Origin of the sequence: Variovorax brevis (assembly GCF_030317105.1) — a bacterium.
Lineage (GTDB): Bacteria > Pseudomonadota > Gammaproteobacteria > Burkholderiales > Burkholderiaceae_C > Variovorax > Variovorax brevis.
Genome location: NZ_JASZYG010000024.1, coordinates 1 through 17202, shown reverse-complemented (window position 1 = coordinate 17202; position 17202 = coordinate 1). Strand labels below are relative to the sequence as shown.

The following is a 17202-nucleotide window of genomic DNA, read 5'->3' as shown; positions in this document are numbered from 1 at the left end:
CGGGCCAGCATGAAGGCCGCCTGGACGGTCGGCATCGACCTGGGCACGACCCACACGGTTGTCGCCTTTGCGCCCGCGCAAGGCCGCGTGGCGGACGATGCCATCCAGCTGTTCGACATCGAACAACTGGTCGCGCCCGGCGAGGTGGCGTCGCGGCCCTTGCTGCCGTCAATGCGCTACCACCCGGCGACGGGCGAATTGGCGCCGGGTGACCTGATGCTGCCCTGGATGCCCGCCAACACCGACGGGGCGGTGATCGGCACCCTGGCACGCCGGCTCGGCGCCCAAGTGCCTGGGCGGCTGGTGTCCAGCGCCAAGAGCTGGCTGTCGCACGGGGCGGTCGACCGGCTGGCACCCATCCTGCCTTGGGGCGCCCCGGCCGAGGTGCCAAAGGTCTCCCCGGTGCAGGCCAGCGCGAGCTACCTCTCGCACGTTCGCGCGGCCTGGAACCTGCGCTTTCCGCAGGCCCCGCTCGAACACCAGGAGCTGGTGCTGACAGTCCCGGCCTCGTTTGACGACGCAGCGCGCACGCTGTCGCTGGCAGCCGCCAGCGATGCGGGACTGCCCCGGTTGCGCCTGCTGGAAGAGCCGCAGGCGGCGCTGTACGACTGGCTTTTCCGCCACCGGCTTTTGCTGGCGACAGAGTTGACGCAGGCACGGCTGGTGCTCGTGTGCGACGTCGGCGGTGGCACCACCGACCTGAGCCTGGTGCGCGCCGACTGGGAGGGCACCGAACCGCGGTTTGAACGCATCGCGGTCGGCCGGCACCTGATGCTCGGGGGCGACAACATGGACCTGGCGCTCGCGCACCTGGCCGAAACCCGGCTGCACGCAGCGGCGGGAGAGGGTGCCGCACGCCTGACACCCGGCCAGTTCTCGCAACTGGTGGAGCGCTGCCGCGCAGCAAAGGAAAAGCTCCTCGGCGCCAACGCACCTGACAGCGCGCAGGTCACGCTGCTTGGCTCGGGGTCACGCCTGATCGGCGGCGCGCGCTCGGTGACGCTGGGCCGCGACGAAGTCGAGCGCATCGTGCTCGATGGCTTCTTTCCGCAGGTGGGGGCGAGCGAACTGCCGCGGCGCGAGCGCGCCAGCGGCCTGGTCGCGTTTGGCCTGCCGTATGCCAGTGACCCTGCCGTGACGCGCCACGTTGCCGGCTTCCTGCAACAGCACGCCCGGGCCGGCTGGCCCGATGCGCTGCTGCTCAACGGTGGCGTGTTCCATGCGCAGGCCATCGCCGCGCGGCTGCACGCAACGCTGGGTGCGTGGCGCGGCGTCCCGCTGCAAACATTGCGCAACACCGACCCGGACGTCGCAGTCGCGCGTGGCGCGGTCGCCTTCGGGCTGGCGCGCCGTGGCTTGGCGCCGAAGATTGGCGGCGGGTCGGCGCGCAGCTATTTCCTGCCGCTGGACGACGCCAAAGGCCGCGGCGTCTGCGTGTTGCCGCGCGGCTGCGAAGAAGGCCGCGAGGTCCGCCTCGAGGGCCGCAGTTTCGAGCTGCGCGTGGGCGAACCCGTGCGCTTCCACCTAGTGTCGACAACAGGCGGGACGGCGGACAAGCCGACACCGCTGGCTGGTGACCTGGTCGAACTCGACGACGTCGACGTGCAGCCGCTGCCCCCTGTGGCCACGGTGGTGCAGGTCAGCGGTGCTGATTCCCGGCGCTACATCCCGGTGCAACTGGCCGCGACACTGACGGAGGTCGGCACGCTCGAGATGCACTGCATCTCTGCCAACGACCCCATGCAGCGCTGGAAGCTCGAGTTCCGATTGCGTGACGATCCGGCGAATCCACCATCCGCCGGGACAAGACTGCCCCCTCGCTTCGAGGAAGCCGTCGAGCACATCGAACGCGTCTTCGGTGCGCGTGACAGCGCCGTGGGTCCCAAAGCCGTCAAGCAATTGCGCTTGCAGCTGGAAGCCCTGCTCGGCCGTCGCGAGCGCTGGCCAACGCAGCTGCTGCGCCCGTTGTTCGACGCGCTGCTGCAACGCGCGCGCGGCCGACACCGCTCGCCCGATCACGAGCGCCTGTGGCTCAGCCTGACCGGCTGGTGCCTGCGGCCTGGCTTCGGTCACGCGCTGGACGAGTGGCGTATCGAACAGTTGTGGCCGCTCTTTGAGACGGGTGTGCAGCACGGTCGCGAGAGCCAGATCCAGGCGGAATGGTGGACGTTGTGGCGTCGCGTCGCGGGCGGCCTGGACGCGGCGGCCCAGCAGCGGCTGCTCCAGGATTTCGCGATCAACCTGCGGGGCGATGAGGCCGGTATCCGTGAACGGCCACCCCAGCTCGTCAAGGGAGGCTGGGATGACATGGTGCGCCTGGGCGCTTCGCTCGAACGCATCCCGATCGACCACAAGGTGGAGATCGGCGACTGGCTGGTCGAGCGCCTGCAGCGATCTTCCGGCGCAGCAGGCAACCCGGAGGCACGCGATTCCTGGACGCTATGGGCGATCGGCCGCATCGGTGCCCGCGCGCCCCTCTACGGCGGCGCGCAAGGCGTCGTGCCCGCGGCCAACGCTGCTGCCTGGCTCGATGCACTGCTCGCACTGGACTGGAAACGCGAAGCAGGTGCTGCTGCCGCCGCCGCCAACCTGGCCCGCCTGAGCGGTGATCGCGCCCGCGATCTGCCGCTGGAGATGCGCGAACGCGTCATCGTCCGACTCCAGTCCCATCGGATGCCGCCGTCGTGGATCGGCCGACTGCGCGAGGTCGTGCCGCTTGACGAAGCCGGCGAACGCGGCGTGTTCGGAGAAGCCTTGCCGCCGGGCCTGAGGCTGGTCGGTTGAGGCAAAGATCTCGTCCGAATCCTGTTGTGGCAAGAAAACTGGCGTCGACGTGTCGAGCCGGTTCGACGGTGCGCATCAGGCCCCGCCAATTGGGCGTCGCGGATTGGCCTCGCTTCCTGGAAAAAATGGAACAGCAAAGATCGACGCAGTGAACATGCCAACATCGACGAGGTAGCGCTTCAACCCGAGGCAAACGGCTCCCTTCGTTGGAGGAGGAGGTCGACGGATGGAAATGACATGATGCGGCGATTGGTCAATGGCTTTTTGACCATGTGACGGTATTCCCGGAATCGATCATTTCGGCATGCTGGCGGGCGCGGGCTGAATCCTTGCTCGCGCACACACCGTCTGCACGCCAGCATCCCGCCTGGCGGGAGCCGAGGCGCCATCTGAGCCAAGAACGAGGGGCATCGCCATGAAACGATCGCTGGCTTACGTAGTTCTCCTGCTTTCGATCGCCTCGGCACACGCACAAGACGTGATCTATCTGAAGCGATCCGAAGTCTTCGGCTTTGTCATGGGCCAGCAGATCGGCACCGCGGCAGGACAGGTGCTGGAGGCACGCCAGTACGCAGCCCAAAGACAAGCCGGGTATCAGAAACTGGATGCACTTCGCAAGGACCTTGCGCAATGCGGAAACTGCGCTCAGCGTGATGCATTGGCCAAGCAAGTCCAAGAGCTTCGGGACGGCCTTCTGCGCCAAGACGGGATGCTTTGCGGGGCGTTCGACGCTCTGGCAGACGGGAACCCTGCGGTGCCTGCGATGAAGAAAGTGATGGGCTTCGATCCGGTTTGCAATCGCTACTTCAGCGAATCGTCCATCATGATCGCGGACGAAAGGCACAAGCGCAACAAGGAGGAGTTCGCGGCCCGGGTCAAGGCTGGAGACATGGCAGCCTACTCGTCGATGGGACGAAAGGTGATGACGACGTTCCGAAACCTTTCCGTCGAGCAGCGCCTGGACATGGCTTGCCCGTATTGGGCGGAGGGGGCGCGTAAAAACGACCGGATGTCCATCACGTTTCTCACCGACGAGTGCCAAAGCGGGTCCACGAACTCTGGCATGAGCAGGAAGGAGGCTGCGTCCCGACTGCAAACCTGTTCTGCCAACGACCACCTCTGCGCACAGAGCTTGGCCGTTACGTACGAGACCACACGCCGCAAGGATCGCACGTGGGCTGTCGAGGCCGACGACAGGGAAGCGCTTCGACTTTATGAGCAGGTCGTCGCGCACTACGAAAGCGAGCACGCAAAGTGGCCGAAGGATTCGACAATCGCAGCCAAACTGGACTCTTCCAGGAAAGACGCAAGTCGTGTGAGACAGCGGCTTGCGTCAAACTAGCCGCTGGCCAAGGCCCAGGTTCTCCGCGGTTGCGCCCAGGCCTCGCGGAAGCACGCAACGTGGCGCCAGCGCTCCGATCAAATGCTGCACTGCCCGCGCGGCATCTACCTTGCGCCAATGAGCTTGAGTTCCGCCTCGATGAAGCGCCGGTGGCCGCCCTTGCACCAGAGCCAAACGGACGGGTTCCCGATTGTCAGGCGAAACGCAACCATGGTGCTTCGGAATAGTCACTTCGCTTGCGACACCGTGGAGCCGATCGGCTCAAGTGGCCGGCTGCAATTGGTCGAACTCCAGCAGGAGATAGCTCGCGGCCCGTCCGGTCTTTCGATCGCGATCGTCGCTGACGATGAGGATCCGTCCCCTTCCGTGCCGGGCTGGCCGAACACACGTCTTCCGCGCGCTTCAGGCTCGTCAGGTCCCGGAACGACAACACGGCGCGCCGGACTGCCTTTCTGGCCGGCCCTGTGCCAGGATCGAAGGGCCCGTTCTTGCGCGACACGGGGCCGCTGATGACCAAGTACTCGGCCAGCGTGCGCACGCAGGCCAGGCCGCGGATCCCTTGACCGCCCGGATTCAGCGCATCGAGATCTGCGGTCATCGGGGGATCTGCATCTGCTTCGAACATGCAACTGGGATTCTCGATGCACGCAAAGAGCGCGCGCCCGTCGCGCACGGGCCACGAAAGCCGATCAACAGTTGCTGGTGGTCCTGAGTGACCTCCAGCGCCTCGACGTTGAGTCCCGCACCCGCCTTGACCTCCAGCACCTGGCCGGCAGCCGCCAGTTCAGGATGCGCTGTCGTCAAGGCGCGCTTCAAGCCCTTGACGACTTTCGGGTCCTTGACCGGTTTCCCTCGACACAAAACCTGACCAGTCGTTCACGCGAGTCCTTCTCTTGCCATCATCGTCCCGGGCGTGCGACGCGATGGCATAGACGAAGCCGTCCCGATCCGTGGCAAGGCCTTCGAGGTCATGCAGTTTCCAGAAGTCGCTGAAGAACTGAAGCAGGCTGCGGCCAAGCTTGGTCTGTCGACCTGCCCATCGGCCCCGATGGTGTTCAAGCTGAAAGGTTGCTCCTTCTCGTCTTCCACGATGAGAAACCGAACGTCCGTCAACTGCTCAATCTCCGACGGCTCATGGATGTCCGGTCAGTGGTGAAAACGCGGGAGACTCCTTGTTCGCTGCCAAGGCATTGTCTACCCACCAAAGCAGGGTGCGGTCACTGAACTTTGCGGTGGCGATTTCGTTCGTCCGACGCTCTGGAGTTTCACCAGGCGGCCACGAAAAAGCTCGAGGAATCGGGCGCGCACTCCGTCATCCAAAGCGTGGCGACTTGCCGCCGGTGCTGGACGAAATCCAAGGTAGGCTGCGCCGCAGCGATCGCCCTTGCCGCAACCGTCGGGAAGCGCCGCTGTGAGGCGCGCAAGCGGGAACCCGGTGCCACGGCGGCGTGAGAACCGATCCGCCGTATTCCTGACTTCGGGCCGATCGGGCCTACGGCGGTGGCACTGCGCCAACCCTTTGATCGTACGTTGTGGCCACGGTAACGCGCTGCTTTTGGAGCCCAATCCGTCGACGCCGCCCAACGCGTCGACGTCCGAACTCAGGCTGTCACGCAGCAAGCCTGCGTGACGCGCAATCCAGACTACACCACGTCACGCTCTCACGCGCGGCACGTCAGACCATCGCGTCGTGTAGTCAGGCGTCTTGAGGGTCTGCTTCATCGTCCAGCGGCGCGTGCCGCTGGCTTGGCCGGTGGCGGCGAGGGCGATGGCTCCGCGTCCGTACCGGTCGTTGAGCCGATCGACGGCGGCCATCAAGGTGCTGCGGTCCGCGCCTTCGTCATCGAGTGCCAGTTCCTTTTGCTCGACCGAGGCGTCCTGCAGATCGAGCAGCATGACGCCGGCCTTTGCATAGTTGAATCCCGGCCGGTACGCGGCACGCACCGCCTGCACAGCCGCCTGGACAAGCGACGTCGTGTCGGCGGTGGGCCTGCGCAGCGGCACGGTGATCGAGCGCGAGTACTGCCTGTCCTGGCGCCGGAACGGGCTCGTGTGGATGAAAGCCAGCACCTGCGAAGCGTGACTTCCTTGCCGGCGCAGTTTCTCGGCCGCACGACTTGCGAACTGGCTGACCGCTTCGACCAGGTCTGCAAGCTGCGTAACCGGCTGCCCGAAGCTGCGGGTGCAGGCAATTTCCTTCTTCGCGGGAGCTTCGCTCTCGAACCCGTTGCAGGGCTGCCCCTGCAATTCGCGCACGGTTCGCTCGAGGACCACCGACCATCGTGCGCGCACCATCGCCGGATCGAGCCGCACGACGTCGAGCACGGTCTTCAAGCCTTCGGCCTGCAACTGCGCACCGATCTTGCGGCCGATGCCCCACACCTCCGTGAGTTCAGTCGCCGCGAGAACCGCATCGAGATCGCTCGCCGGGAGCGCGCCCAGGTTGAACACGCGTGCGAACTCCGCCGGGTAACTGCCGGGCTTGCGGTCGGCCGTCTTGGCCACATGGTTCGCGAGCTTGGCCAGCGTCTTGGTGGCACCGATGCCGATGCCGCAAGGAACGCCGATCCATTGCAGGATGCGCTCGCGCACGCGGTGGCTGCGCGCCACCATGTCGCCGCGCATGGCGCTCAGGTCGATGAACGACTCGTCGATGGAATAGATCTCCTGTTCGGGCCCGAGGCCCGCGGCAATCGCCATCATGCGGTTGCTCATGTCGCCGTAGAGCGCGAAGTTGGCGCTCAGCGCGACGACGCCCGCATCGGGCAACTGCTGCTGGATCTGAAACCATGGCGCCCCCATCGCGATGCCGAGTGCCTTGGCCTCGTTGCTGCGCGAGATGGCGCAGCCATCATTGTTGCTGAGCACCACCACCGGCCGTTGCTGCAGGCTGGGGCGGAACACGCGCTCACAGGAGACGTAGAAGTTGTTGCCATCAATGAGCGCGTACATGCTGCTCAAGTCACGAAGCGCTTGATGGCGCAAGTCACCACGCCGCAGATGATGAGTTGCTGGCCGTCCTTGAACGTGATCTCGGGAAAGGTCGGATTCGCCGCCGTGAGCTTGATACGACCACCGCGCTTGTAGAGGTATTTCACGGTGAAGTCGCCATCGACCTGAGCGACCACGATATGACGGTGTACCGGCGTCAGGGCGCGATTGACCACGAGCAGGTCGCCATCGTCGATGCCGGCATCCACCATCGACCTGCCGCTGACTTGCCAGAAGAAGGTGGCGAGCGGGTGGGTGATCAGCAGGTCGTTGAGGTCCTGCCGCTTGATGGAGAAATCGTCCGCAGGCGACGGGAAGCCCGCGCGCAACTTGCCCTCGACGACCGGAAGCGCGAGCGCGCGTGGCTCGTGGCTTGCCCATGTCGACGAGGAAGGGATACTGTTCATCCATCCAGTATATTGCTACGATGGCGCGATGAGTAGACAAGTCGGCAGTTGGCCTCGACGAGGTTCACGATGAAAAATGCGCAAACCTCCATCGCCATCGTTGGCGGCGGCATCGGTGGACTCACAGCGGCCATCGCGATACTGCGAGCAGGATTGGACGTGCACGTGTATGAGCAGAAGCACGATCTTCGCGAGGCCGGGGCGGGCATCCAGATCAGCCCCAACGCGTCCCGCGTCCTGCACCGCCTCGGCCTCGCAGAGAAGCTGGCAAAGACGGCCGTGCGGCCACAGGCGTGGCATCAACGGCGCTGGGACGACGGTAGAACTCTGCTCCGTACCCCGCTGGGCGACACAGTCGAGGCGGTGTTTGGCTTCCCCCACGTTCAGATGCATCGTGCCGACCTGCTGGATGTGCTCAGGGATGCATTTCCTGCCGAACGCCTGCATCCGGGACACCGGTTCACAGACTGCACGGACCACGGCGACCATGTCAAGGTGAGCTTCGACAACGGAACGCGAATCGAGTGCGACGTGTTCGTTGGGGCGGATGGCATTCACTCTGCGGCCCGCCGCGTCCTGTTTGGCGACGACGCCCCCCGCTTTACAGGATGCGTTGCCTACCGTGGGCTGGTGCCTGCCAGCCGTTTGACCCCTCTGGGGCTTCCGCTGGAATCGCAAGTGTGGATGGGCCCGGGCAAGCACTTCGTGCATTACTTCGTGCAGAGAGGAGCCATGGTCAACTTCGTGGCGGTCGTGGACCAGGACGCCTGGGCGCGCGAGTCATGGATCGAGCCCGCCGACATCGCCCAGTCGCTGGCCGCGTTCGAGGGATGGCATCCACAGGTCCGCACGATCCTCGCGGCAGTCGACGAGACTTTTGTCTGGGGCCTCTTCGATCGTTCGCCCATGGCACAGTGGTCCATCGGACGATGCACCTTGCTGGGCGATGCCTGCCACGCAATGCTTCCCTTCATGGCGCAGGGGGCGGCACAGGCGATCGAGGACGGTGCGACCCTTGCTGCGTGTCTTGCGAAGATCGGCCCGCAAGACTTCCCCGGCGCGCTGATGCTGTATCAATCCGTGCGCTTGCCGCGCGCGTCGCGCGTTCAGGCTGCGTCGAAGGAAAACAAGACCCGCTTTCATCTGGCAGACGGGCCATTGCAGCATGCGCGCGATGCGCAGATGGCCAATGGTGCAACCGACTGGTCGTTCAAGGCCGTCGAATGGCTTTACGGGTATGACGCCGCGGTCGTTGACGTATAGCCTTGCGGGGCCCAAGTGAGTCTACGCATCTGGGTGAACAGCATGCGGCCATCTTTACGCCACACGTTCAAAGCACGTCCGGTTCCTGCCGACCACGCTGCGACGGTCTCGTGGATGAACTGCAGCTTGGCAACCGCCCTGTAGGGCACGATGAAGGGGTAGACATCGGCTTGCCCCATGCTGCGAGCGAGTTCGTTCATGACCTGCGTGAGCCCTACCCATGCATTCAGCAGCTCGAGAAACTTCTGCGCGCCGGGCAGGTCTGCCCGCCAAAGATGCGCTGCTTCAAACGGCTGCGACTCCGACTCCGCCTGGTCGGAATCGATACGGAAACTGGCCGCCGTGTCCACCGTGTCCGTGATGTGAAGGTAGTGGGCCCAGGTTTCAGCCCAGTCCTCCCATGGATGGGTCGACGCATAGCTGCTGATGTACTGGTGCGCCCACAGCCGCTGTGGTCCATCGCGATAGTGCTTTTGCAAGGACTTGCCGTAGTCGGCTTGTTCGTTCCCGAACAAGCTTCTGAACTGGGCCAGGCGCGAAGCGTCGTCGCGGACGAGGCGATCCCAGTAGTAGTGTCCGATTTCGTGGCGGAAGTGGCCAAGCAAAGTTCTGTAGGGTTCGTGCATGGCAGCGCGGATGGCCTCGCGCTGCGCATCGTCAGCCTCGGCGACATTGATGGTGATGATGTCATCCTGATGGCCTGTGAGGATGGGCTTGCTGTTTGGCATCTGCTCGAGCATGTCGAAGGCAATGCCTGTCTTTTCGCCGTCCTGACGGGCCTCGACGGGCAACCCGAGCGCGAGCAATTGCGTCAGCAATCGGCGCTTGGCCGCTTCAAGCTCGCGTGCGCGGTGCCAGTTGCGCGGCTGCGAGACGTCGAACATGTGGCGGTTCAGCCGGCATGCGAGGCATTGCACCTCCACTGTCGCGCTTGACTTGGCACCGGAGTCCACTTTCACCAGCCAGTTGCAAGCGGCTGCCCCTTGGCGGTTTGCGCAGCACTGGTACTCGCTTCCGGTCGCGTCTGTTGCAACGCACCACAGGTGCGGTTCAGAACCGGGAATCAGTGCGACCAGGGTCAGTCGCTCGGTCTCATATCCCAGCTGGCTGCCGCAGTTCACGCATTGTGTGTTGCGCAGAAAGATTGGGCGCCGGCATGGGCATTTGTAGGCGCGGCTGACGGCCGGTACGAGCAGCGCTGACATGGCGCGCCCGCGCCGCAGTTCAGTCTTCGCGCGACGGGCTGTCGCTGGCGGCTTCTGCTACCCGAGCCGAATTTGTCGTCCTTCTGCTTCCCTTGAGGTGCGCTTCAACGTCTGTCGCGCGATCGCCGACGATTGCGACTGCCTCCTTGATTTGGGCCGCTGTGACGGCGAGTCTCTTTGCCCACTCTTCCAGAGCGATGTCTGACTGGACATCGATGGCGTCGGGGCTCGTCGCGTTGGGCGCAATCGTGGTGTCGGGACTTGCCTTGGGGTTCTCCGTTGAGCACTTGAGCTTCGGGGATGCGTTGATCGAGGCCGGTAGGCTGTCTTCCCATCGATGCGTAGGCGTAGCTCTTGCCAAACCCCGCAGGATCGCTCTTGTCAAGCCGAGTGCGGGACGGGCCCATCGGACGCAGGCGGGTGAACCGCAGCGCCCTGGACGAAGTCCGTGAATATCCGTGGTATGTCAGCCCCCTTGTATACCAACGTCACAAGCGTGGCGGCAGACAGCAGCTTCCAGGGCTTGAGCACGACCAGCAACGCACCGGTGCCTGCACTCCAGGCCACCAGTTTGCCGGGGCTCTTCCTTGCGAATTTTTCGAGAAGCGGCAGGCCCAGTTCGGCGGCGCTGCCCATTGGGCTTCGGTGCCACCACTTGACGACAATCGAATTCGACATCGGGCCAACCCGCCCACCGCCAGATGGACTGACGTCAACAACCGCGACGACTTCGTTCTCCTCGTTCTTGACCGCTTCAAATCCCATCGCGCCAAGGATCTCCGCTCGTGAGTGTGCAAGCCTTTCCCTGGCGGTAAGCGCCTTTGCAGCATCAATCATTTTGGACTTCCTTGACGAGACGAAACACTTGAAGGTCGGCTTGGAGTTCATCCTTGACGTCGTCCATCTGCTTCTCCAGCACGGGCCTGCGCGCTATGGCAACACCGAGCAGCGCGAGCAACCAGGTAACGCCGGGCACGGCGATGAGAATCCAGTGGAACGATCCGTGAAGAACACCCAGCATCACTGCGAACCCAGTCAGGGCGAGCGCAAGCAACAGGGCCGCCGACGCCAGGAAAGCGCCGCCGGCCCGCATCGCAGCCGACTTTCCAGTGGCTGCAAATTCCCCTTTCACGAGGGCGAGGTAGTTCGCAGCATGATTGACGAACAAGCCAGGGTGGCGAAGCGCCACCATGTAGATGGGGTGGATCACGGCGTGGCTCGGTAGTAGCTGGGCCGGCTGCGTCGTGTCGAAGTCATCAACAACGCTGCCAACAATGAACCACAGGCCGCCGCGAGCATGATGGCTTTCGTTGGCTCATCTTTGATGTACGACGCGCAAGACTCGGTGGTCCGGTCCAACTGCCCCTTCCAGGCATCGATTTTCTTGCCTGCTGAGTTGACAGCCTCCTTCGCATAAGCGCGGCCAGAGTTGGCGGCCTTGCTCAATCCATGGCCTGAGGCATCTGGAAAAGCATCGAAGTCCTCGCGCCCGCGGATTCCCGAGGAGGCTGGACCTTGCGAATGGGCTTGTGAGCTCCAGTCCTTGGCGTTCGTCTCGCCATCGCGCGGGTCGGGGAAATGGGTGAATTCATTCATCGAAATTGGTTCCTTGAGCTTTCGACCAGTGCACAGCGCACTACCTCGTGTCAATTTGGTTCTGGCGGCTTCGGGACCGTGTCGGGGAGTGCGAGGTGCTGACGTAGGCGTACTGCCGGGTGGACAAGTGCGGCCCATCCAACAAGCCCTCATGCTTTCAAGGCCTTCGCCATCTGCTTGCGCTGCTTCGTCAACGTCTTCAATCGCCGGTCTGCAAAGATCCCCAGCACCGACATCGCGGCGAGCGCAAGCAATCTGGGCATGGGAGAATGCACCGTGTGATCCGCGTCGCCATGAAAGACGATGGTCGGCTTGCCAGAGGTACTGCTTTGGCGGGGCGTACCTCGCCCCGCATGGCGGCAAGCGCCGAAGCCAAATCGCAAGCCACGCCACGCGGGCCGCCAGTCCCGAATGCACGCCCACAGCCCTATGGATCTCCGGCCAAAGCTCGCCCATGAGCGTAGCCATGGCGCCGCCAGCTGACATGCCTGCCACGTACACGCGCTGCGGGTCCACATCGAAGCGGGCCGTCCTCGAGTCCCTTCAAGAGGGGAGCGCAGTGGACGATCGAAAGTGCGCGGGAGCATCTCTCCTTTCAAAGTACGCACCCATGGGCTGAATACTGGAAAAGCAGACAGGCGCTGTGCAAGCCCATGCAAATCCTGGGCTTCAAACCATAGCGGTGAGCGTCGTCAATGCGTGTCGATGCATGAACGGGAGCATGCTGGTGCTCCGTGCAGGCACCTCGCTTGCCCCTTGCGCAACTCCTTCCCTGCGTTTTTCCAAAAGGAGTTTCACATGAGTCCCATCACCCGCGACGACCTCAACCTGAAGGGCACAACCCCGCCAGCGATGTCTGTCATCGACTGGATTGCCTTGCTCATCATGATCGTGGGCGCGGTCAACTGGGGCCTGGTCGGGGCCCTGGATGTGGACCTTGTGGGCGCCATCTTCGGCCCGCTGTCGGCGGCAAGCCGCGTCGTCTTCGTGCTTGTCGGACTTGCCGGGCTGTACGGCATCAGCATGCTGTTCCGGCTGCGTCGAATCGTCTAGAAGCGACCCGACTCGGCAAGGGCTCGCGTCACGTCAACTCGGGCGTGTCGCGAGTCCGGCGCAATCAGACCTTGGGCTGCCGACCCGCGCGGCTGCGCAGCGCGAGATAGCCCAGCCCCAGCACCCCAGCGATCACCAGCGCCTTGCGCACGGCACCTTTGGGGTTGTGCTTCAGTTCAGCGGCGCCACCCATTTCGGCGTACAGCCTCGGCACGTGGCCCCGCGCAAGATCCTCGATGACGCCCTCGCCAACGTCGACCCGGTCGGCCAGCAGCAGGAGCAACCAGTGCCGCAGATCGTTCTCGCTGAAGCGGAACGCCTTGCGGCGGATGATGCCGCTCACACCTCGAGGCGGGCACGACGTGCCGAACACGGGTGTCATTTCGGGTCGTTCATTCGAGCGAAGGATTTCAACGTGTTGAGGCTGGCGCTCGGGTGGCTGGCTCCGTGGCACGTCGTCCAGGCGGGGCGGCTTGCGCTCCATGGGATACGCAGGGCGATCGGCCGTTGCCAGATCGGCGCCCCAGCCGCCTTCAAGAGAACGGTGCGCGAGTGGACCGAAGTCATCGACCGCGACTACAGCCATCCCTGCGTCATCGTGTGGGTGCCGTTCAACGAGTCCTGGGGCGTGCCGGAGTTGCCCAGCGTCGACGCACAACGTCATGCCGTCGAAACGCTGTACCACCTCACCAAGACCCTCGATGCAACGCGGCCGGTGATCGGCAACGATGGGTGGGAATCCAGCGCCACGGACATCATCGGGATCCACGACTACGACGCGGACATCGACCACCTGCACCGGCGCTATGGCGCCGAGGTGGTCCCTGAAAAGCTTTTCGAAAAGAGTCGGCCTGCAGGCCGCCTGCTGACGCTCGACGGGCACCCGCACAAAGGGCAGCCCATCATGTTGACCGAGTTCGGCGGCATTGCCGTGAAAAGATCCAACGTTGAGCCCGGGCATGAAAAGACCTGGGGCTACACGACGACGCAGAGCGCCGAGGAGTTCGGTGACCTGTATGAACGGTTGATCAAGACCATCGTCCATGCCGAGCTGTTCAGTGGCTTTTGCTACACCCAGTTCGCGGACACCTTTCAGGAAGGGAATGGCCTCCTGAACGCGGACCGCAGTCCCAAATTGCCGCTCGCACGCATCCACGCCGCAACCACGGTGCCGCGCTCGTGGAGCCCGGGGATGGTGTAGGGAGGCAAGGCGTGTGCGTGGGCATGCCGCTTGCCAAATGTTCCTGGATCAACCCCCGCAAGGAACATCCCATGGCTTTCCGATTCAATCCACTGGCTCTCGCCGCAGTCGCGACCATCGCGCTCCTGGGAGCATCCACGGCAACGCTGGCTGCCCAGCTAACTGGTGCGGACGCCGGCGCCATCAAACAGATGGCCCAGTCCAACATGGCCGAAGTGGCGAGCGGCGCGCTGGCGCTGCAGAAATCGCAGGACGCACAGGTCAAGCAGTTCGCGCAGAAGATGGTCGATGACCATTCGGCAGCGCTCAAGGAGGTGGAGCAACTCGCGCAGCAAAAGGGCGTGACCCTGCCAGCGAGTCCAGACCCGAAACACAGGGCCGCCCTGTCCAGGCTGAATGCGCTGGAAGGCACCTCGTTTGACAAGCACTACATGGCGAGCGCCGGACTGGACGACCACCCGTCCCCCAGGCCCTCGTCCGACCGGACGCCCGGCAAGATGTTGAAGGCAGTCGCGCAAATGATTTCGCATTCGACACCCAGGGCCGAGAGCGCATCGCGCACATCGCCGAGCATTGCCGCCGTCGACGACGGTTGTTCCGGCGGTTTCAGGCTGCAGTTGAAGGCGATGGCGCGCAGGACGCCGGGCCGTGCGGCGCTCAACCTTTCGCCTCCTCGATTGTCGGGGGCTTTTCCTGGTTGCGTTGCGAGCCGAGGTCTTGCGTCAGCCCGAAGGGGGCGGAGTCATCGGCCTTGGTGCCTTGCACATCACGCTTTTTATCGCGCATGCGCTCGACGGGCGCCGGACCCGCGACGTCTTCGCCAACGCGGTTGCGTGACGACGAGAATTTTTCGCCGGCCCCCATGTTGTCGACGCCGCCATCTGTGCTGGGACGGGTGCCGTCGCCGGAATTGAAATTTGAGTTCGAGTTGGTCATCGGCTCACCGTAAACCTGCAAAGGTTCTGCGGTGTCAGGGATTGGTGCGACTTGCACTCCGACAATTCCCTGGACACGGACAAGAACTCGTCGTGCGCGCTATTGCGATCCATACCTACGTCCTCGAGAAGTTGCGACGCTCATCTTGTTGATGGCCTCATCAACCTCGCGCCGACTGCGTTGACCCTCATCGCGGTGGAACCGGGGCGCGGGCTTGCAAAGGATCGACTCGATGTTCCATACGGCCTCCCCCGTCCTGAGCGCGGCCATCGACTGGCTTGCGCACGGCTTGTGGGACCTTCAATGGTGGCAAGTGGTTCTGTACACGCTTGCGACCACCCATATCACGATCGCTGCCGTCACGATCTTCCTGCACCGCACGCAGACGCACCGGGCCATGGATCTGGGCCCGATCCCTTCGCATTTCTTCCGGTTCTGGCTGTGGCTCGGGACCGGCATGGTCACCAAGGAGTGGGTAGCGATCCACCGAAAGCACCACGCGAAATGCGAAACGGCAGAAGACCCGCACAGCCCGCAGGTCAGGGGTATCGACGAAGTACTTTGGCGCGGTGCGGAACTCTATCGGGCCGAATCGAAGAACATGGCAACGCTGGAACGCTTCGGTCACGGCACGCCGGACGACTGGCTCGAGAACAACCTTTATGCGCGCTACAGCTGGCAAGGGGTGGGGCTGATGCTGGTGCTCAACGTGGCGCTTTTTGGCGCGCTTGGCCTCGCCGTCTGGGCGGTTCAGATGCTCTGGATACCGATCACTGCGGCCGGCATCGTCAATGGCATCGGGCATTACTGGGGATACCGCAACTTCGAGGCGCCTGACGCAAGCCGCAATGTCGCGCCCTGGGGGTTGATCATCGGTGGCGAGGAGTTGCACAACAACCACCATACCTATCCGACTTCCGCCAGGTTCTCGGTCAAGAAGTACGAGTTTGACATCGGCTGGATCTACATCCTGATGTTGCAAAAAATCGGCTGGGCCAAGGTGAAGAAGGTCCCGCCGAAGCTGCTGGTGGGTGACGTCCAGCCGGTGGCCGACGAAAAGACGCTGGAGGCGGTCATCGAAAACCGCCATGAGGTGATGGCCCGCTACGCACGTGCAATGCGGGGCGCCACAAAAAGCGAGATGGCCCAGCTCAAGGCGATTGGCGCGGATCCGTCGGTCCTGGAGGCGGCCCGGCGCTGGTTGCACCGTGACGACGACAAGGTGCCAGCGGCCGTCCGTTCGAGCCTGGTTCGGGCGCGCGCCGCGCACCCCGTGCTCGACAAGATGGCGACCATGCGCGAAGAGCTTCGCCAGCTCTGGCTCAACACGTCGCAGTCGCGCGAGCAACTGGTCGATGATCTCGCCGCGTGGTGCCGTCGCGCGGAAGCGAGCGGAATAGCAGGCCTGCGTGAGTTTTCGATGCGCCTTCGCGCGATCCGCATGGAGTCGCGGTTGGGTGAAGGGGGAAGCAAGCGAGTTTGATGCAGATCGCACGACCACGTAGGAAACCGTTTACACCAGTTCACGCCCAATGCTGCGCTGCAGCATACATTGCGCCTTCATATTCGGCTTATCGGCCATCGGCCAGAACTGAAAGTCGTGTCATGCGCCAACCAAGTACATCAGGAATTCCGCTGACGACCATGTGGCTCGGCGTCACAAAGACAATGCTTGGACTTGCCTCCGGTCAAGCGACAGGCGCCGTGAAACCGCAGCCCGTTTTGGCGACGCCCCCGGTCAAGCACATGGCTGATGTGTGGAGCGGGAAGCCCGTGCTTGCTGCGTACAAACGTACTCGTCGCTGGTCGCGCCGTTTCGATGGGCTTGTCTCCATCAGCTGATCACGTTCAAGCCTTTCGGGCGTGCAGGCTCTAACTCGCACTCCGCGTTTTTTGACGTGCCCGGATACGGGCACATCGATTGCCCGCAATCCAAAGCGGCTCCCATCTTTCCAGACTACGACTGCTCACACGAAGGAGTGTCCATATGATTTTCGACTCAGTCTCTCCCATGAACCTGATGGCCAAAACGGTGGCTGCAGGGGGTTTCCCATGAAATCCTTCTCAAGCGACCCCGCCACGCCGATTTCTACGCCGGCTCAAAATGCCATGAAGCAGACTGCGAAGACGCCTGCCGAGCGGGGCGAAGAGCCAAAGCCCCCCATTGCTGGTGACAGTCCCCCCAAACGAGAAGTCCGCGAAGGCGACGCGGGCGTGGGAGAGTCGACGAACACGGGCAGCTCGCCGTATGCGGACCGCAGCAGGCCGGAAGAGGCAGAGCGCGACTCCGTTTCTTGAATAGACGCAAAGGACCGGCCGCTTCGCGGTCGCGACCCAACGACCTCAAATGCGCCGCAGCAGCGGCGCGTGCGAGCATCTTTCTTTCCGCGGGGCCTCTCGAGCGAAAGCACAGGGGTTTCGCAT

At 63.7% G+C, this 17202-nt stretch carries 17 protein-coding genes and 1 pseudogene; 7 read left to right on the top strand and 11 right to left on the bottom strand.

Going from position 1 to position 17202, the window contains the following annotated elements; genetic code table 11:
- Nucleotides 1-9: 9 nt before the first annotated feature.
- A complete protein-coding gene (locus QTI66_RS34680) occupies nucleotides 10-2784 on the top strand; it encodes an Hsp70 family protein (RefSeq protein ID WP_286564918.1) in 2775 nt (924 codons plus the stop codon).
- A gap of 415 nt (nucleotides 2785-3199) precedes the next feature.
- Nucleotides 3200-4126 carry a hypothetical protein gene (locus tag QTI66_RS34675; RefSeq protein ID WP_286564917.1) on the top strand — a complete coding sequence of 309 codons (927 nt, stop codon included), beginning with the start codon at nucleotides 3200-3202 and terminating at the stop codon, nucleotides 4124-4126.
- 594 nt (nucleotides 4127-4720) lie between these two features.
- Here the strand turns inward: QTI66_RS34675 and QTI66_RS34670 are convergent.
- The 3 genes from QTI66_RS34670 to QTI66_RS34660 all read right to left on the bottom strand — a co-directional run bounded on the left by QTI66_RS34670 (nucleotide 4721) and on the right by QTI66_RS34660 (nucleotide 7524).
- The gene (locus QTI66_RS34670) at nucleotides 4721-4930 is read right to left on the bottom strand and encodes a hypothetical protein (RefSeq protein ID WP_286564916.1); all 210 of its coding nucleotides are present in this window, start codon (nucleotides 4928-4930) and stop codon (nucleotides 4721-4723) included.
- Between the two features lie 849 nt (nucleotides 4931-5779).
- Nucleotides 5780-7078: a Y-family DNA polymerase gene (locus tag QTI66_RS34665; RefSeq protein WP_286564915.1), complete on the bottom strand. Its 1299-nt coding sequence runs from the start codon at nucleotides 7076-7078 to the stop codon at nucleotides 5780-5782.
- 5 nt (nucleotides 7079-7083) lie between these two features.
- Nucleotides 7084-7524 (bottom strand): LexA family protein, encoded by a 441-nt coding sequence (locus QTI66_RS34660; protein WP_286564914.1) that lies wholly within the window; start codon nucleotides 7522-7524, stop codon nucleotides 7084-7086.
- A gap of 69 nt (nucleotides 7525-7593) precedes the next feature.
- Here QTI66_RS34660 and QTI66_RS34655 point away from each other — a divergent pair, with 69 nt between their 5' ends.
- Nucleotides 7594-8787, top strand: a complete 1194-nt coding sequence (locus QTI66_RS34655; RefSeq protein ID WP_286564913.1) for an FAD-dependent monooxygenase — start codon at nucleotides 7594-7596, stop codon at nucleotides 8785-8787.
- Here the strand turns inward: QTI66_RS34655 and QTI66_RS34650 are convergent.
- From QTI66_RS34650 to QTI66_RS34630, 5 genes are read right to left on the bottom strand one after another with little or no spacing between them, the layout of a single operon-like run.
- Entirely contained in the window at nucleotides 8754-9992 is a 1239-nt protein-coding gene (locus tag QTI66_RS34650; RefSeq protein WP_286564912.1) for a zinc-binding metallopeptidase family protein, read from the bottom strand. The two genes, QTI66_RS34655 and QTI66_RS34650, sit on opposite strands and share 34 nt — an antisense overlap.
- A gap of 19 nt (nucleotides 9993-10011) precedes the next feature.
- Nucleotides 10012-10353, bottom strand: a complete 342-nt coding sequence (locus QTI66_RS34645; RefSeq protein WP_286564959.1) for a DUF3606 domain-containing protein — start codon at nucleotides 10351-10353, stop codon at nucleotides 10012-10014.
- 20 nt (nucleotides 10354-10373) lie between these two features.
- The gene (locus QTI66_RS34640) at nucleotides 10374-10829 is read right to left on the bottom strand and encodes a hypothetical protein (RefSeq protein WP_286564911.1); all 456 of its coding nucleotides are present in this window, start codon (nucleotides 10827-10829) and stop codon (nucleotides 10374-10376) included.
- A complete protein-coding gene (locus QTI66_RS34635; RefSeq protein ID WP_286564910.1) occupies nucleotides 10822-11202 on the bottom strand; it encodes a hypothetical protein in 381 nt (126 codons plus the stop codon). Before QTI66_RS34635 ends, QTI66_RS34640 begins: the two co-directional genes overlap by 8 nt.
- Nucleotides 11199-11588, bottom strand: a complete 390-nt coding sequence (locus QTI66_RS34630; protein ID WP_286564909.1) for a hypothetical protein — start codon at nucleotides 11586-11588, stop codon at nucleotides 11199-11201. Before QTI66_RS34630 ends, QTI66_RS34635 begins: the two co-directional genes overlap by 4 nt.
- Before the next feature lie 798 nt (nucleotides 11589-12386).
- Between QTI66_RS34630 and QTI66_RS34620 the strand changes: the two genes are divergently transcribed.
- Complete coding sequence (locus tag QTI66_RS34620; RefSeq protein WP_286564908.1) at nucleotides 12387-12641, top strand: DUF378 domain-containing protein; 255 nt, start codon at nucleotides 12387-12389, stop codon at nucleotides 12639-12641.
- 64 nt (nucleotides 12642-12705) lie between these two features.
- On the opposite strand, the gene QTI66_RS34615 is transcribed toward QTI66_RS34620, so the two are convergent.
- Nucleotides 12706-12984 carry a hypothetical protein gene (locus QTI66_RS34615; protein ID WP_286564907.1) on the bottom strand — a complete coding sequence of 93 codons (279 nt, stop codon included), beginning with the start codon at nucleotides 12982-12984 and terminating at the stop codon, nucleotides 12706-12708.
- A gap of 201 nt (nucleotides 12985-13185) precedes the next feature.
- Between QTI66_RS34615 and QTI66_RS34610 the strand changes: the two genes are divergently transcribed.
- Together QTI66_RS34610 and QTI66_RS39745 are read left to right on the top strand one after the other, a co-directional pair.
- Nucleotides 13186-13842, top strand: a complete 657-nt coding sequence (locus QTI66_RS34610; RefSeq protein WP_286564906.1) for a glycoside hydrolase family 2 TIM barrel-domain containing protein — start codon at nucleotides 13186-13188, stop codon at nucleotides 13840-13842.
- Nucleotides 13843-13865: 23 nt separating this feature from the next.
- Nucleotides 13866-14240: pseudogene (locus QTI66_RS39745) on the top strand (DUF4142 domain-containing protein); the annotation flags it as partial.
- Nucleotides 14241-14269: 29 nt separating this feature from the next.
- Here the strand turns inward: QTI66_RS39745 and QTI66_RS34600 are convergent.
- On the bottom strand, nucleotides 14270-14503 hold the full coding sequence (locus tag QTI66_RS34600) for a hypothetical protein (RefSeq protein ID WP_286564904.1): 234 nt from the start codon (nucleotides 14501-14503) through the stop codon (nucleotides 14270-14272).
- Nucleotides 14500-14778 carry a hypothetical protein gene (locus QTI66_RS34595; RefSeq protein WP_286564903.1) on the bottom strand — a complete coding sequence of 93 codons (279 nt, stop codon included), beginning with the start codon at nucleotides 14776-14778 and terminating at the stop codon, nucleotides 14500-14502. The genes QTI66_RS34600 and QTI66_RS34595 overlap by 4 nt, the downstream gene beginning before the upstream one ends.
- 232 nt (nucleotides 14779-15010) lie before the next feature.
- Between QTI66_RS34595 and QTI66_RS34590 the strand changes: the two genes are divergently transcribed.
- Nucleotides 15011-16261: a DesA family fatty acid desaturase gene (locus QTI66_RS34590; RefSeq protein WP_286564902.1), complete on the top strand. Its 1251-nt coding sequence runs from the start codon at nucleotides 15011-15013 to the stop codon at nucleotides 16259-16261.
- Nucleotides 16262-17202 lie beyond the last annotated feature (941 nt).

Excerpts from the sequence above, each read along its gene's own strand:
- QTI66_RS34655 (WP_286564913.1), top strand. The coding sequence starts at position 7,594 with ATGAAAAATGCGCAAACCTCCATCGCCATCGTTGGCGGCGGCATCGGT.
- QTI66_RS34680 (WP_286564918.1), top strand. The coding sequence starts at position 10 with ATGAAGGCCGCCTGGACGGTCGGCATCGACCTGGGCACGACCCACACG.
- QTI66_RS34630 (WP_286564909.1), bottom strand. The coding sequence starts at position 11,588 with ATGAATGAATTCACCCATTTCCCCGACCCGCGCGATGGCGAGACGAAC.
- QTI66_RS34650 (WP_286564912.1), bottom strand. The coding sequence starts at position 9,992 with ATGTCAGCGCTGCTCGTACCGGCCGTCAGCCGCGCCTACAAATGCCCA.
- QTI66_RS34620 (WP_286564908.1), top strand. The coding sequence starts at position 12,387 with ATGAGTCCCATCACCCGCGACGACCTCAACCTGAAGGGCACAACCCCG.
- QTI66_RS34595 (WP_286564903.1), bottom strand. The coding sequence starts at position 14,778 with ATGACCAACTCGAACTCAAATTTCAATTCCGGCGACGGCACCCGTCCC.
- QTI66_RS34665 (WP_286564915.1), bottom strand. The coding sequence starts at position 7,078 with ATGTACGCGCTCATTGATGGCAACAACTTCTACGTCTCCTGTGAGCGC.
- QTI66_RS34590 (WP_286564902.1), top strand. The coding sequence starts at position 15,011 with ATGTTCCATACGGCCTCCCCCGTCCTGAGCGCGGCCATCGACTGGCTT.
- QTI66_RS34675 (WP_286564917.1), top strand. The coding sequence starts at position 3,200 with ATGAAACGATCGCTGGCTTACGTAGTTCTCCTGCTTTCGATCGCCTCG.
- QTI66_RS34640 (WP_286564911.1), bottom strand. The coding sequence starts at position 10,829 with ATGATTGATGCTGCAAAGGCGCTTACCGCCAGGGAAAGGCTTGCACAC.
- QTI66_RS34660 (WP_286564914.1), bottom strand. The coding sequence starts at position 7,524 with ATGAACAGTATCCCTTCCTCGTCGACATGGGCAAGCCACGAGCCACGC.